At 59.5% G+C, this 15,295-nt stretch carries 15 protein-coding genes; 6 read left to right on the top strand and 9 right to left on the bottom strand.

The window, feature by feature from the left end; translation table 11 throughout:
• Positions 1-84: 84 nt before the first annotated feature.
• Positions 85-1,629 (top strand): glycerol-3-phosphate dehydrogenase, encoded by a 1,545-nt coding sequence (locus FB593_RS11225; protein WP_065687907.1) that lies wholly within the window; start codon positions 85-87, stop codon positions 1,627-1,629.
• A gap of 19 nt (positions 1,630-1,648) precedes the next feature.
• On the opposite strand, the gene FB593_RS11220 is transcribed toward FB593_RS11225, so the two are convergent.
• Positions 1,649-2,881 carry an ROK family transcriptional regulator gene (locus tag FB593_RS11220; protein ID WP_065687906.1) on the bottom strand — a complete coding sequence of 411 codons (1,233 nt, stop codon included), beginning with the start codon at positions 2,879-2,881 and terminating at the stop codon, positions 1,649-1,651.
• 241 nt (positions 2,882-3,122) lie between these two features.
• Between FB593_RS11220 and xylF the strand changes: the two genes are divergently transcribed.
• From xylF to FB593_RS11205, 3 genes are all read left to right on the top strand, one after another.
• Entirely contained in the window at positions 3,123-4,163 is a 1,041-nt protein-coding gene (gene xylF / locus FB593_RS11215) for a D-xylose ABC transporter substrate-binding protein (RefSeq protein ID WP_003511300.1), read from the top strand.
• A gap of 80 nt (positions 4,164-4,243) precedes the next feature.
• The gene (locus FB593_RS11210; protein WP_003511299.1) at positions 4,244-5,557 is read left to right on the top strand and encodes a sugar ABC transporter permease; all 1,314 of its coding nucleotides are present in this window, start codon (positions 4,244-4,246) and stop codon (positions 5,555-5,557) included.
• 18 nt (positions 5,558-5,575) lie between these two features.
• Positions 5,576-6,358, top strand: a complete 783-nt coding sequence (locus FB593_RS11205; RefSeq protein WP_145166568.1) for an ATP-binding cassette domain-containing protein — start codon at positions 5,576-5,578, stop codon at positions 6,356-6,358.
• 200 nt (positions 6,359-6,558) lie between these two features.
• Here FB593_RS11205 and FB593_RS11200 read toward each other — a convergent pair whose 3' ends face one another.
• The 7 genes from FB593_RS11200 to FB593_RS11170 form a co-directional block, all read right to left on the bottom strand.
• Positions 6,559-6,792, bottom strand: a complete 234-nt coding sequence (locus tag FB593_RS11200) for a hypothetical protein (protein WP_065687904.1) — start codon at positions 6,790-6,792, stop codon at positions 6,559-6,561.
• 94 nt (positions 6,793-6,886) lie between these two features.
• On the bottom strand, positions 6,887-7,324 hold the full coding sequence (locus FB593_RS11195; protein ID WP_025595440.1) for a helix-turn-helix domain-containing protein: 438 nt from the start codon (positions 7,322-7,324) through the stop codon (positions 6,887-6,889).
• A 69-nt stretch (positions 7,325-7,393) separates the two neighbouring features.
• Positions 7,394-8,599 (bottom strand): hypothetical protein, encoded by a 1,206-nt coding sequence (locus FB593_RS11190; protein ID WP_065687903.1) that lies wholly within the window; start codon positions 8,597-8,599, stop codon positions 7,394-7,396.
• Positions 8,596-9,309, bottom strand: a complete 714-nt coding sequence (locus FB593_RS11185; protein WP_065687902.1) for a TfuA-like protein — start codon at positions 9,307-9,309, stop codon at positions 8,596-8,598. The genes FB593_RS11190 and FB593_RS11185 overlap by 4 nt, the downstream gene beginning before the upstream one ends.
• Entirely contained in the window at positions 9,309-10,415 is a 1,107-nt protein-coding gene (locus FB593_RS11180) for a YcaO-like family protein (RefSeq protein ID WP_236736221.1), read from the bottom strand. Before FB593_RS11180 ends, FB593_RS11185 begins: the two co-directional genes overlap by 1 nt.
• 127 nt (positions 10,416-10,542) lie before the next feature.
• Positions 10,543-10,971 (bottom strand): hypothetical protein, encoded by a 429-nt coding sequence (locus FB593_RS11175; protein WP_003511290.1) that lies wholly within the window; start codon positions 10,969-10,971, stop codon positions 10,543-10,545.
• Between the two features lie 8 nt (positions 10,972-10,979).
• Positions 10,980-12,932: a BTAD domain-containing putative transcriptional regulator gene (locus FB593_RS11170; protein WP_065687901.1), complete on the bottom strand. Its 1,953-nt coding sequence runs from the start codon at positions 12,930-12,932 to the stop codon at positions 10,980-10,982.
• A gap of 173 nt (positions 12,933-13,105) precedes the next feature.
• Between FB593_RS11170 and FB593_RS11165 the strand changes: the two genes are divergently transcribed.
• Entirely contained in the window at positions 13,106-13,591 is a 486-nt protein-coding gene (locus FB593_RS11165; RefSeq protein WP_065687900.1) for a hypothetical protein, read from the top strand.
• Positions 13,592-13,780: 189 nt separating this feature from the next.
• A complete protein-coding gene (locus FB593_RS11160; RefSeq protein ID WP_162719847.1) occupies positions 13,781-14,104 on the top strand; it encodes a hypothetical protein in 324 nt (107 codons plus the stop codon).
• A gap of 28 nt (positions 14,105-14,132) precedes the next feature.
• Here FB593_RS11160 and FB593_RS11155 read toward each other — a convergent pair whose 3' ends face one another.
• A complete protein-coding gene (locus FB593_RS11155) occupies positions 14,133-15,272 on the bottom strand; it encodes an ROK family transcriptional regulator (protein ID WP_145166567.1) in 1,140 nt (379 codons plus the stop codon).
• Between the last annotated feature and the right edge of the window lie 23 nt (positions 15,273-15,295).

Genomic DNA, 15,295 nt, shown 5'->3' with positions numbered 1-15,295 from the left:
TGACATTCGTTTTGTTTTCGTTTTTATGACGATAATCTTTCAACGTAGGGGGAAATGGTCCCCGGCGCTGTCTTGGGAGGCTCTATGTCCGGCGAAAACATATTCGATCTTTTTGTCATCGGCGGTGGCGTGAATGGTTGCGGCATTGCCCGCGATGCCGTGGGTAGGGGCTATTCCGTGGCGCTTGCGGAAAAGGGCGATTTTGCCTCCGGTACGTCTTCGGCAGCCACCAAGCTCATCCATGGCGGCCTGCGTTATCTCGAACATTATGAGTTTCGTCTGGTGCGCGAAGCCTTGATGGAGCGTGAAATTCTGTGGGCCATGGCCCCGCACGTCATCTGGCCCATGCGCTTCGTCCTGCCGCTCCAGAAAGGCGGCGTGCGTCCGGCATGGATGGTCCGGCTTGGCCTCTTTCTTTATGACAACCTCGGCGGCCGCAAGCTTTTGCCGCCGACGCGCACGGTCGATCTTCGGCAAGACCCGGCAGGCAAACCTCTGAAGCCGGTCTTTGCCAAGGCTTTCGAATATTCCGACGGCTGGGTGGACGATGCCCGTTTCGTGGTTCTGAATGCGCGTGACGCGGCGGATCGCGGTGCGACGATCATGAACCGCACGCGGGTCGTTTCCGCACGGCGCGAAGGCGGCGTGTGGCTTATCGAGACGCTGGACGAAAAGACCGGCCGTTCAGCCACGCACAGAGCGCGCATGCTGGTGAATGCCGCTGGCCCATGGGTGGATAACGTGCTGTCCGGCGTGTTCGGGCGCAACGATGTGCACAATGTTCGTCTCGTGCAGGGCAGCCACATTATCGTGCGCAGGAAGTTTTCCGATCCGCGCGCCTATTTCTTCCAGAACCCGGACAACCGCATCATCTTCGCCATTCCCTATGAGCAAGATTTTACGCTGATCGGCACCACGGACCGCGACTACAAGGGCGATCCGGCCAAGGTGCGCATCTCCGAGGAGGAGATTTCCTATCTCTGCAATGCCGCCAGCGAATACTTCAGCGAGCCGGTGAAGCCGGATGATATCGTCTGGACCTATTCCGGCGTGCGCCCGCTTTTCGATGATGGCGCTTCAAAGGCGCAGGAAGCCACACGCGACTATGTGCTGAAGGTTGAAGAGGCAGAGGGCGAAGCGCCGCTGCTCAATATCTTCGGAGGCAAGCTGACCACCTACCGGCGGCTGGCGGAACATGCTCTGGAAAAGATCGGCGCAGCCATCGGAGAAAAGGGCAATCCCTGGACGGCGGGATCGTATCTGCCGGGCGGTGACTTCGGGGCGGAGAGATATGACGCCCAGGTGAGGGCGCTTGTCTCCCGTTACCCATTCCTTGATGGACGCCATGCCGAGCGGCTCATCAGAAACTACGGCACGAAGGCTGCGGAACTGCTCGGTGTCGCCACCGATGTTTCCGGCCTCGGCCGGCATTTCGGCGGCACACTTTACGAATGCGAAGTGCGCTGGCTGGTGGAACACGAATGGGCCTTTGCAGCCGAGGATATTCTCTGGCGGCGCACTAAACAGGGCCTGCGGTTGAGCAGGGACGAGGCTGCCGCTCTGGATGAATTCGTTTCCACGCTGACTGGTGTCAAGGAAAAGGGCGAAGCCGTGACGGAGCAGGCCTGAGCTTTTACGAGTTGTCCCGTCAGTTCCCCGAGTTCCTTGCCGCTCTTTCAGGGCCATCGGCGCTCAATATATAGTCGTCGGCGGCGGACAGAGCGTGTTCCATATGCCCTTCGAACACCAGTTCCGGTTCGTTGGGCGCGATGCCGATTTTTGGCATTCCGCCGAAGCGTACCGACTGCGATTGCGCAAGGCCATCGTGAAGGCCGATTTCCAGAAGATCGAAGTAGCGTGTGCCGGGGCCAGTGATGAAGACCGGCATATGGCCGTGCAGGCTGAACAGACGTGAAAGGCCGTTGCCGAGTGCAAGCCCGGCTGTGCGGAAGGCAAGCCGCGCCATGCGCCCGCCGGCGCGGGCGGAAGCGGCGATCTTGTCCACTTCGGCAATCGGCACGAATTTTGCCGGTTCCGCCTGCGGCGGGGCCTCGAATGCCGAACGCAGGATTGCATAAAACCCTGAATAGGCCTCGATACAGCCTCTGGTGCCGCAGCGGCAGAGGGCGCCATCGGCCAGATGCAGCATATGTCCGAAATTGGGGGCGCTAACCTCTATCCCGCCACCCGCGGCGCGGGCAATGCCGAGGCCAATGCTGTGGCCGAGCGACAAGGTGACAAGTGCCTCCGGTTTCGGGCCGTCCTTTGCCTGCTCCTGTATCCAGATGGCTTTTGCGGCCAGCAGCGTTTCGTTGTTCAGCGTCACGCGGATGCGGCCGTCCTGAGAAATGAGCTGCTGGAAATCTATCTTTTCGGTGCCGAGCACCGGTGACCAGACGAGCACCGCCGCTGCCGCGTCCACAAGCCCCTTGCTGCTGATCGACACCTGAAGAATGTCGTGCCGGTCGATGCGCGAACGGTCCGCAAGCCGTGCAAGGCCGGAGAGGATCGAGCCGCCGAATGACCCTTTTTCAGCCGTGATCCTCTGCTCGGTGAAGCGGTCCACCAGCTTGCCGGCATAGTCGACCAACGAATATTGCACGCTGTCGGACGAAATGATGACGATGGCGACGTGGCAGAAAGCACCATCAGGCCCAAAGAGGATGCGCGGCCGCCCACGCCCTGCGGCGGCTAGCTGCTCTTTGCGCAGGATGAGGCCGGCCCGCTCGAGTTCCATGGTGATTGCGGAAACGGTGGCGGAGGCAAGCCCGGTGAAGGAGGACATGTCCGTATGGGAGAGGCTGCCATGAAGGCGCAGCGCTGCCATCACCGACAGGCTGTTTTTCTGGCGCACCAGTTCCGTGCTTGCAATGGCGGACATGGGCTGGGGTATGCTCCCTGAACGGCTTTTTCCTGTCGTGCTTATCCCCTCTGATGGCGCACGCCACGAGCAAGATCAAGGCACCCGGATGCTGCCCGCAGCCGTTGTTGACAGCATGGGAAATCTCTGACATTAATTTTCTCGACTGTCGAGAAAATTGTGAAATCACAGAGCCCGACAGCTTTTTCCGGGCGTTTTCCCTGCATGGAGGTGCAGGCTTCGCCCTTACCGGGAGGACATCATGAATTCGTTTGCCAAGCTTTTGGCGGGTACAGCTGTACTCGTTTCCCTGCACACCGCAGCCATTGCTGCTGATCTCGTCGTTGGCGTTTCCTGGTCCAATTTCCAGGAAGAGCGCTGGAAGACGGATGAGGCGGCAATCAAGGCAGCTCTCGACAAGGCCGGTGCGAAGTATATTTCCGCCGATGCGCAGTCGTCCGCCGCAAAACAGCTGACTGACGTGGAATCGCTGATTTCCCAGGGCGCCAATGCGTTGATCATTCTTGCGCAGGACAGCGACGCGATTGGCCCGGCCGTTGAAAAGGCCGTCGCTGAAGGTATTCCGGTGGTGGGTTACGACCGCCTGATCGAAAACAAGAACGCCTTCTACATCACTTTCGACAACAAGGAAGTCGGTCGCCTTCAGGCCGCCGAAGTCTTCAAGGTCAAGCCGGAAGGCAACTACGTCTTCATCAAGGGTTCGTCTTCCGATCCGAATGCGGACTTTCTTTTTGCCGGACAGCAGGAAGTTCTGAAGGCCGCTGTCGACGCGGGCAAGATCAAGAATGTCGGCGAAGCCTATACCGATGGCTGGAAGCCGGAAAATGCCCAGAAGAACATGGAGCAGTTCCTGACCAAGAATAACAACAAGGTCGATGCGGTCGTCGCCTCGAACGACGGAACGGCCGGTGGCGCAATTGCCGCTCTTGCCGCGCAGGGCCTCGCAGGTTCTGTTCCTGTATCCGGTCAGGATGCGGACTTCGCCGCGCTCAACCGCGTAGCGCTCGGCACGCAGACGGTATCTGTCTGGAAGGATAGCCGCGAACTCGGCAAGGAAGCTGCCGGCATCGCGCTGGAACTTGCGGGCGGCAAGAAGATGACGGAAATCAAGGGCGTTGCCGCTTTTGATGGCGGTCCGAAAAAAGTGACGATGCAGTCAGTCTTCCTCAAGCCCATCGCCATTACCAAGGACAATCTGAACGTCGTCATCGACGCCGGCTGGATCAAGAAGGAAACGGCCTGCCAGGGTGTAAAGGCCGGATCCGTCAAGGCCTGCAACTGAGACCGCTAGGTTGATGTTTGGGCGCCGCGCCACTGATACGTGGCGCGGCGCCTTTCAGATGTAAGGAGGACCGGCAGTCCATGGCCGACATGACACAATCCAATTCCACAGCGTCCCCCAAGACGGAAAAGACGGGCTCGATTTCGCGTTTCATCAGTGCCACGGAGCTTGATACCCGGCTGCTCGGCATGGTCGGCGCGCTTCTTCTGATCTGGATCGGTTTCCATATTCTTTCGGGCGGGCTGTTCCTGACGCCGAGAAACCTCTGGAACCTCTCCGTCCAGACCGCTTCGGTCGCGGTGATGGCGACAGGCATGGTGCTTGTCATCGTTACCCGCAACATCGATCTGTCGGTCGGGTCGATCCTCGGTTTTTCCGGCATGATCATGGGTGTCATGCAAGCGGAAATCCTGCCGCAGCTCCTCGGCTTTGAACATTGGGCGACATGGATCGTCACGCTTCTGGTCGGCATTCTCGTCGGTGGAGCGATCGGCATGCTGCAGGGCTCGATCATCGCCTTCCTGAACGTGCCGTCCTTCATCGTCACGCTTGGTGGTCTGCTGGTCTGGCGCGGTGGCACATGGTTCGTCACCAGCGGCCGCACCGTGGCGCCGATGGATTCCACCTTCCGCCTGATGGGTGGCGGCACCAGCGGCTCGATCGGCGCGACATGGAGCTGGATCGCAGCCATTGTCGCCTGCGTCGCCATTGTTGCGGCAATCCTGAATTCCCGCCACCAGCGTCGCCGTTTCGGTTTTCCGCTGCGGCCCGTCTGGGCGGAATATTTCCTGGTGGCACTTGGCTGCGTCGTCGTCGTCGGTTTCGTAGCTGTCGTCAACAGCTATCCCTGGCCGGTCAACATTGCCCGCAACTATGCCGATGCCAATGGCATTACCTGGCCGGATGGTGGCCTGTTCATTCCGCACGGCATTGCCATTCCGGTGCTGATGGCGCTTGCCGTCGGTGCTGTCATGACCTTCATCGCGACGAGGCTTCGCTTCGGGCGTTATGTTTTCGCCATCGGCGGCAACCCGGAAGCGGCGGAGCTCGCCGGCATCAAGACCCGCTGGGTCACGGTGAAGATTTTCACGCTGATGGGCGTTCTCTGCGCCATCGCGGCGGCAATCTCGACTGCCCGCCTCAACGCGGCCACCAATGCTCAGGGTGAATTGGATGAACTTTATACGATCGCGGCGGCGGTCATCGGCGGCACGTCGCTCGCCGGCGGCGTCGGCACCATAGCGGGCGCGATGCTCGGCGCGCTCGTCATGCAATCGCTGCAATCCGGCATGGTGCTTGTGGGCATCGATACGCCCTTTCAGCGCATCGTCGTCGGTGTGGTTCTGGTCGTCGCCGTCTGGCTCGACACCATCTACCGCGCCCGCGCCAAGTAAGAACCGAGGAGAACCCCAATGACGGAACAAGTCACGCCCCTCGTGGAAATGCGCAATATTTCCATTTCCTTCGGTGGTATCCATGCGGTGGAAAACGCCTCTGTCGATCTTTTCCCAGGTGAGGTGGTGGCCCTTCTTGGCCACAACGGCGCCGGCAAATCGACGCTCATCAAGATATTGTCCGGTGCATACCGGCGGGATGGGGGCGAAATCCTCATCAACGGCGAGGATGCGGATATCCGCAATCCCCGCGACGCCAAGAAATACGGCATCGAAACCATCTACCAGACGCTGGCGGTGGCGGATAATGTCGATGCGGCGGCCAATCTTTATCTCGGCCGCGAGCTGAAGACGAAATGGGGAACATTGGATGATGTCGCCATGGAAGCTTCGGCCCGCGAGGTCATGGGGCGTCTCAACCCCAATTTCCGGCGGTTCAAGGAGCCGGTGAAGGCGCTTTCCGGTGGCCAGCGGCAGTCCGTGGCAATCGCCCGCGCCATTCTGTTCGATGCCCGCATCCTCATCATGGACGAACCGACGGCAGCACTCGGGCCGCAGGAAACGGCACAGGTCGGCGATCTCGTCAAGGAACTGAAACGGCAGGGCATCGGCATCTTCCTAATCAGCCACGATATCCATGACGTCTTCGATCTCGCCGACCGGGTGTTCGTCATGAAAAACGGCAAGATGGTCGGCCATGCCCGCACGGAAGATGTGACGAAGGACGAGGTCCTCGGCATGATTATTCTGGGCAAGGTGCCATCAGGTGCTGTGGCCGGTCCGGGCGCGGTCGTTGCCTGACGACAGAATTCTGTCGTCTTTACTTCCACTACAAATCGAGGCCCGGTAAAAACCGGGCCTCGACAAATGCTGGGAACAAAAGTTCTTGGAGTTGACTAAAAAATATATGCGTCCGGTGTGTTTCAGCCCAGCCGGAACCGCAGACGAAAAATGTCTGCGGCTCTGCGCAATTGCAGACGCGGTCGTTAAAAAGCGGTGTTTTAATGGAGTTCGGCGTGTGCGAAACTGCTGCCGTTCATTTCTGCGCCGGCCGGTAGCGAGCCATGCTGATTGATGTCCTGGGCCAGCGACAGCAATGCCATTTCTAGGAAATAGGTCGACATCCCCAGTTCCAGAGATTTGGAGCGCTGGCAAAGATAGGAAACCATCCGCCCGAGCGCCAGAATCTCGTCTGCATTGTCCTCTTCAAGTATTGCTGCGGTAGACGCCACCATGATTCCCTCTCGACAGTCGACAGTATGAAAACGCGTTGATCCCGCGTTGTTCATTTTCGACCACATCGAGCGTCACGCGAGCGTCACACCTGCGTCAATCGTCGCTCTTGTTTTCCGGCGCGCCGTTATTTTCCGCCGCTTCGGTAGCCGCAAGCGATGTCACGAGGGCAACGATGCTCTTGCGCACGGTTGCGCTCTTGATTCGGGCAAAGGCCTGATTGAGCGAAAATCCTTCATTCGACGCAACGAAAGACTGCATGGCATTGATCGTGCCAAGGGCGGGATTGGCGTTTCCGACATCCGGCGTCGCATTGGCGAACAAAGAGCTGACATCGACGCCGAGAACCGATGCAATGGCTTGCAAACGGGACGCGCCGACGCGATTGGCACCCTTTTCGTATTTCTGGACCTGCTGGAAGGTAATGCCCAACCGGCCCGCCAGCGCGCTTTGACTCATGCCGAGCGACTTGCGGCGCATTCGGATTTGTGTACCCACATGCACATCGATCGGGCTGGGTAGTTTGGCCTGCATCATGAACTCCTCCAGTTGTGAGGTTCTTAAATTGGATATTTATCAATTAATATTGTTGAAGGTAGACATTCAACACAATTTCCACGGGTATTGTGAGGTGTTACTGATAAAGTAAGGCTGTTTTCCGTCGGTATGCTGTGCTGGTTGACGGTTTATCACCTTTGTTGCACATCGCAATGCCCCGTTTCGGCTGGCAAAATGGCTCCAGCCTGCCACGCCGATGGCTTGAAAGCCCAGTCTTTCCCAAATTTTCCTGTTCTCTCGGTCGAAACCGTCGAGCGTTTCCGCATCACCGAAATGGGGAACCCAGACGAATGGCTTCTCTTGGTCGGAGCGCACGATATTTTCGACAAGCACGTTGTTATAAAGCCGAGGCAGGCATTTTTTGGTGTCGATGGCGGGTAAAACCGGAATGGGATTTCGCAGGATTGCGAAGCCCTGCTGTGCCAGCAATAGAACGGAGGCATCCAGTTTTCGTTTCAAATCCATCGCATTACGGGCGTTGCATTCATGGGCCACCGGATCCGCAACCAGCAATAGCGGGTGGCCATCGCGTCTTAGACCTGTGACCGAAACGAACTGGTCGACGTGGAAACCGCATTGGTGGATTTTTCCGAAGGTGATCGCCGGAGGCGACGTGTTTGCCAAGGTAAGAGCGATTGAGGCCGAGGCATTGCCGAGGTCTTCCGGCCGATATCCGAAACTGCGCACGGTTCTGTAGTCGATTGCCTGAACCCGCCGCCATTGTTGCGGCCGTTCGGTTGCCGCATTGTTTGCCATACCCCTGTCGTCCTGCAGGCTGGAATGGCCCACCAATCGAAAGTCCGGCCCGACTAGCTGGTTACCGCCCGGCAAAGTGACATGCGAAGCGTTGGCGGCAAGCCCGAGACGATTGGCGAGCTCGCCAGTGATGGCGCTTTCCGATGCACAAAGCAGTTCGGTTGCGATCCCATCAGCAGTCCGAACGTGGAACACGTCCTGTATCCACGGGTGCGAAACGCTGCTGGTTGCATCGAGCGGCAACAGTTCTGCGGTGCAGGTGGCTGCCAGCCTGCTGAGCCAGCTTTCAGCGGAGGCGAGACAGGGGCCATCGATAAGAACAAGGGCCGTGACGTCGGAAGGCAGAGCCGAAAGCAGGTTTCCGATCGGGATGAGAGGAGATACGCCCCCGTCAGCCCTGTCACCCGCAAAAAACGCGGCGGGCAAGGCAAGCGCGATTGTCCGGATCAGCCCTCCGCAATCGGGCAGCAGAGATGGGTGCGGGGCAGCGGTCAAGACGCTTTTTCTCCCGCCGTCTTCCGCGTGGCCAATTGCTGGAAAAATACCGTGTTCTGTAATTTCCACGATTGCGGCGGCGGGGATGGCAATTCTCCGCTGCCAAGCAGGCCTAAAAGCCGGGCCGCATCGTTGCGTTTGGCGGAAACCGCGTTTCCGGCCAGAAAATTTGCGGTCTCGAGGTTGAGGTTTGCCTCAGTTGCCATTGCACGCCATGTCCTGCGGTTAAAATGCAGCTTGCGGGCGGCGTTCAGCAAGGCGTCGTGTTCCTCTGGGGCGATAGCGGCGCGACACGCTTCGAGCGTCGCTTCGGCATCGACAAGCGCGATTGTCAGCGGGCGGTAGTCGAGTTCGCCGGGCGCGTGGCTGACTGCCACATCGGCGTCGGAAAAACGCAGCCCGTCCCGATAGGCTTCAAAGATTTCGCCGATGCCGATCATGCCGAAGGCCGCGCATTCCGCCGCTCTTAGCGCGCCCATGCTGGCGGCACCAAGAACAGTGACGCCGCCTGTCAGTGCAAACAGGATTTCCTTGTGCCACACGGCGGCGCAGTCACCGTAGAGGCCGTCGATCAGCCCGATTGTCCGGGCACCCTGCTTTACCGCGTCGAAAATATCGCCGCAGGCAGCCGGGCCACGAAGATCGAGGCCGGAAATCTGCGCGGGTGTGATGCCGTGGATGGACGGGCCCGCAAAAACCACCGGCTTCATCAAAGGCCTCCGAGGTTCAGGAACCGGTCGAGCGTCCGCTGCGATATACGTTGAAGGCCACCACCGGCAGGGGTGAGGCCGCTTGCCAGAACCCGGACGACATGCAGACCGGATACGCCCGTTTCCAGCGCAAAGACATAGATGTCGTCGATCCCGGCGGCAAAAAGATGCTCTGCAAGCTGACGCCACGGGGGTAGAGCCGGATCGCTAATCGCAAAATCGAGACTGGCCGGGATCCGGTCCATCGGCCGCACCTCGGATGCCGCCGGTCCCGCCGCAAACATATCCCGCTGGTAGCGCAAAGGAGAGAGATCGTCCCTTGCGCCGCTGATGTCAGTCAGTCGCGACTGGATCGCCTCCAGCAGCGCGGCAATTGCCGCGTCATAGGTGCCAAACCGGCACGCTGCGCCGGCAGCGCTGCGGGTGGCAAGTCCGTCCTGCGCGTGGATTGACCGTGGCAGGCTTGCCATGACTACAGGCACGCCGAGCGTATTGGTGAGATCAAAGAAGCGGGGCGGCAGTCCGATATGTGAAAGGTGTTGAGCAAGAGCATCGAAGGATGCGTCGACACCCATCGGCAACACGACCGGTTCCGGCGCGATATTGCGGGTTTCGAAGGTATCGACGAGAAAGCAGGCGTCGTTTTCGATGAGTTCGAGCAGGGCGTGCAGAACCGCGTGGTCATGGTCGAAACCCGCCGCAAGACCTTGCGAACTCATGAGAAAGGCCTGCCGGTCCCAGGGGAAATCCGTGCGAAAATCCATGCCCACCAGTTCATAGGGGGCAAAAACCTCCAGCTGCTGGCGTATGGATGTTCCCTTCACCCAGGCGCGTTGGTTTCGCAGATCAAGAGTGTCCGGGTCGACCCGGCCGATTGTTTCGAAAGGAACGAGAGGGGCGCCCTTGTCCCGCATCTCACGAATGGAGCCGAAAGTGGTGATATGTTTGCGGGTGTCTTCGGCGACGGCACCTTCGATCGCTTCCATGATCGCGGAAAGCCGTGCCTGCTCCGCGACAAGCCCCTTGCCCTGGGAGACAGACAGTCCGCGTGAATTGGGCCGCGTCGCGAACCAGACGGGTATGCCGATAATATCGAGACCGGTCACGTCTCCGACGCGGGTAATCCCGAACCGCCGAAGCAGTTCGGGATCAAAGAACGAAGCGTCCGGATGCCCTAAAGCCGCTGTCGCTGGTATATGTGCGCCGTCAGCGGTCAAGGCTGCGGGGCCGCAATCAAGGCGCCGCGTTGGTGTCGTCGGCAAGGATGGCGTCGAACAGCTCGCCGGTGACGGAACCCGCCGGACCAACAGCCTTCAGGGCCGATTCGATCGGTGCCTGCACCATGCGGTTGAAATCCCAGCCGGCGTCGATCACTTCGCCGACAAAGGCGAAATCGGCCTCGGAAACGACAGCGCCGCCGGCGACGAGGGCTTCGATGCCCTGGATCTGTACCTGATCCAGCTCGTTTTCGGGCTGGCCGTCCTGACGAACGAGCATGGATTTTGCCGCCGCAGCAACGCGCGCGTAACCGTCCACACCGGGATGGCTGGCTTCATAGGCGGCAATCGTCTCATGCGAGACGGACGCAACCCTGAGCGGCGCCGTGCGAATGAAGAGAACGCCGAAACCCTTTTTTCCGACAATAAAGAAGTGCGAGGACATAATAACTCCTATTTGATCCCAGCTAATCGAAGTGCGTTATAGAATTTTTCATTCGCTACCGGGTCTCGGTCTGGGGACAGGCTGCTGATTTCCCTCGCCGTCATACCCGGATAGTTTTCCTGAAGCCTGCTGCCGGTTTCCCTGGCAGCGTCCAAATCACCGTGGAGCGCGTGGCTCGCGGTCAAGACGCGCAATGCCGGCTCGTCATTTTCCATGCGCGCGCACAGTTCTACTGCCGTGCCGTAATCCTCACGCTTGAACGCGATGCTGGCGCCCGCCCACCAGTAGATGTCGGGTGCGAGCGGATTGAGGTCGATGGCTTGCTGAAACTTTTCCCATGCGGTTTCGGCATCGCCGAAATGCGCGAGCGCATCGGCATGCTGGAGCAAAAGGTCGGCGGAGTTGGGCGCAAGCGCCTCCGCTTCGAAGAACCTTTCGGCGGATATGTCGAAATCCCGCTGGTAGAGCGCCACGACGGCGCACATCCAGTGGCCGACGCCAAGAGCGGGATCGATTTCGACTGAGGCGTCTGCCTCCGCCTTGGCGCGGTGCAGCAGGTGGGGGTCGTTGCCGCCCAGCATCAGCCATTCCAGCTGCAGGCTCTGCGCCACGCGGGCGCGGGCAACCGCCATGCTGTTATCCAGATCGACCGCCTTGCGGAACATCGAGCGTGCTCTTCGAAGAAGCGGCAGGTCGCACTTGCCGCGCAGAAGCTGCTGGCCCTCCAGCAATTGCCGGTAGGCCTCGCCGCTGTGGTTGCGGTCTGGTTCCACCTGAAGCCGCTCGATCTCGCGGGCAAGCCCCGCGGCCACCTGTTTGGACAGCAGTCGAAAAGCGGCGTGAATATGCCGCGCGGTCAGCACAACCTCCAGCGACCAGACGATTTCTCCGGTCGCTTCCTCGATCAGCGCTACCGACATGCGGGCATCGTCGAAAACCGTGGAGACGATGCGGTAATCCGCCCGCAACATTGCATAACTGTCGTCGGTCCGGTCGTGTGTCGCTACAAAGGTGCTGTGCGTCGAAAGAACGGTGAAGGTCCGGTATCGAACGAGACTATTGGCGACATCCTCGACAAAGGCACTCATCACCGGCGATACCGCAAGCCCGTCCACCCGCACCGGACGGCTGAAGGCGACGCGTGGTTTAGCCATCGGTTTTCGGCGGCTACCCTCATCCGGTTCGGCGGGGGATACTATCGTCGAGGCCAGACTTTGTATCCGCCGTCGAAGCGCCACTGTCTCGGCCTCCGGAGGTCGGTCCTCCTGGCGGAGCTGTTCCATCAGAAGCTGGAAAATTCCCTCGCAGGCGCTGGTGTTTCCCACCCGCGCATAGGCCGCCATGGCGGCGCGGTAGGTTTCCTCGCGCTCCGGCTCGATCTTCAGCGCGCATTCGGCAAGCGATGCGATGTTGTTCGAACTGGCGCGGCCGAACCGCGTCAACTCCTCCAGAAGCGGTGTATAGCTTGAAAAGAACAGGTCCTTGAGACGGCGTCGCTCAGACAGCAGCCAGAGATAAAGGTGGTCCTGCCCAGCCTCCAGCCCCTCCAGCAGATCGCCGCCGAATTCGAGCAGGGCTTGCAGCCGCTGCATCGGATCTTCTGCTCTCGCGCCGGCAAGAAAGATCGCAAGGTCGGTCCGCTGCGCCAGCTTTCCGGCCTTCAGGTCGTTCCCTTCTGTCAGAAGGATGGCATCGTCATCGCTCGACAGCTTCTGGAGGCGCAGGATCAGCTGCCGCAAATTGCCCAGTGCCCTTTTTTGCTCGACGTTTTCCCACAACAGCGATGCGGCCTGCTGGCGGGAAAGGGACTGGTTGGGAGCAAGGATCAGGGCGGCAGTGAGGGCAAAGCCCTTGGACGGGAAAAACGCTTGCCGCACCGCATCGCAGCGCGGGGTGCCAAAAAGCCGGATCGGTATCAGTTCAGCGTTCCCAGCCAATTTCGTTCCCTCATGAATCACCATCTAACAATGTGTCCGGGAAATTGAAAGTCATCATTGGCGTTCCATTTGACGCTGGTGTGACGCCGCTTGCCTATTGTCGTGAATAGAGGCGCGGGCGACGGGCGGAAAACAGCAATCATGCATCTGGCAGGCATCGGGAATTTTCGAAATTGATAGCGTTTAACGGAAGCTACATGGCGTTCGAGCCGCGTACTGAACCTTACCAGCGTGCCGACGACGTCGGTTATGCGGTGTGTGAGTTCATGTGGTTCAAAGGGCGCCCGTTCTATCCGGTTTCGGCGCTGGCCCATGCGAAGGTTGCCCATGCCAGACTGTCGGCATGCGACGACGAAGATGAAGACAATCTCGATATTATTTTCCGCATGCCATTTGCGGCCGGCGGGCATTTTTTCGAGATCGTGCTGCGCTCCAACGAAGGCACTTCTTACGGTGGCTGGCTGTGGGGAGAAGAGCTGGAAATACTGAACGAGGTCGTCAACGGCTATCGCGTTCTGGCGGTGAAGTTCGAAGACAGGCTGATCCGGTTTGAATATTCCAAGCGGTCTCATCGCTACCGGACAGCCGAACCGCTGCCGGTGGAGAAATCCGTCTTCCTGATCCAGCGGGAGGTAAGGCCTTACGCGGGAAGGCACGATTTGCCGGGAAGCCCGGCACGTTAATGGCAGGGCTGATGCCGATGCGTTTCCGGGGGAGCGCAAAAGCGTGGGGCGAGAAGGGGTTCAACTGGCGCGGCGCGTATTGCGCGCATCGCAAATTTGCCCGGTAAAGCCAAGGCTTTGTCGGGAGCAGCAGGTGAATTTTTTTTATTTTTATTGTGTGGAAGATTTGTGATGCCCAATGGAGGTAACATGCGTAACAGGCGGGTGTCATCACAGCTATTAGCGGTGAGTTGCGCCTCGGGTGACGACGTGCTTTCCCTTGACGGGAGCGCCAACGACGGCCCGCGTCCATCAGTTGCGAACGACAGGCTTTATGTCGTGGGCGAGCCGGTTTCTAGGAAGGCGCTGAAATCTCGCCCGCCGGAGAACCGGGTTGAGGAAGAGGCTTTTCGCGTGGCGGAAATCAGCAATACCGTCATCGATGTCGATATCAGGCTTGCTAAATGGGCCTGGGCCGTGCTGGTGATCGGGCATTGCTGGCTGATCTATTTCATGGTGACCAATCTCGGCTGAGGCCTCCCCCGGACATGCGCTCCGGCCTTTAACGCACTTCTCCGACGCCGTGCAGGATCATCGCCGCCGCACCGAAGGCCACGGGGTCTGTCGCAACCACATCCGGCAGCTGGATTTTCGGCTGTATCACCTTTGCGCCGTCGAACGGGTCCGAGCGTTCGTAATCCAGCCATTCCGCCAGCCGCTGTCGTACGATCCTTGGTAAGGTGCCGCCGACAAAGATTGCCGTGGGCGCCAGAACGGCGCTCACAGCGAAGGCGAGGCGCGCAACCTCCGGTCCCGCCCGTTCCAGCCACGCCTCAAACACGGCGGAGTTGCGCAAGAGGTAATCCGTCCAGATATCGGGTGCGCGCCCCGAGGGTTTTTCTCCCACATGCTCCACGCACCATGCCGCCAGGTCTTCGAAGGAGGGTCGCGAAGTGCTGCGGCCGCGCAAGGCGCCTATCTCGCCGGCATTGCCGAGATAACCGCGATAAAGCTCATTTTTGATAATGATGCCGCCGCCGATCCCCTCGGAGAGATAGAGATAAGCGAAATTTTCGTGTCCGTCCGCATTGCCAAGCGTCAGTTCACCCATGGCTGCGGCATTGGCATCATTTTCTATGATCACCGGACAACGCAGCGCCTCGCGCAGCATGGCGGAAAGGTCAGACCCGGCCCAGGAAATAACCTCTTCGGCAAGATCGAGCGACATGGCTTCCTTGCGAAAGCGGGTCGGCATGGCAATGGCCGCGCCGATCAGTTGGCTCCTGTTGATCGCATTTTTCGTCAGTAGTTCTTCGGATCCGTCCTGAAGCGCCCGTTGGACATCGGAAAACGCGTCATAGGAGCCGCGCATCTGCAATTCTCCAACGATCTCTCCGCCGAAATTCAACAGCGTCAACATCACCGAATAACGGTTGGCGTGCACACCAAGGGCGTAACCGACGGTTTTTTTGAGCGTGAGGTCGATATGGGGTGCGCCACGGCCTTCCTGCCGGCGTGCACCTTCCTCGATGATACCGCGCTCAAGCAGATTGCGCGTCATCATGCTCACGGCAGCCGGCGTTATGCTGCAATAGTCGGCAAGTTCGACCCGCGAGGCCGAACCCTTGCGCCTGATATATCCCAGAAGCGCGCCCTGTGTTGCGCCAATGCCTGCCAACCCGCCCTGCCGTCTCTCAGTCAAAGTTTCACTCTCCCGCGCTTTAC

It is taken from the genome of Rhizobium sp. SJZ105, from assembly GCF_007828365.1.
GTDB lineage: Bacteria > Pseudomonadota > Alphaproteobacteria > Rhizobiales > Rhizobiaceae > Agrobacterium > Agrobacterium tumefaciens.
Note: the sequence above shows the minus strand (reverse complement) of the source record. Positions and strands in the feature narration are given on the sequence as shown.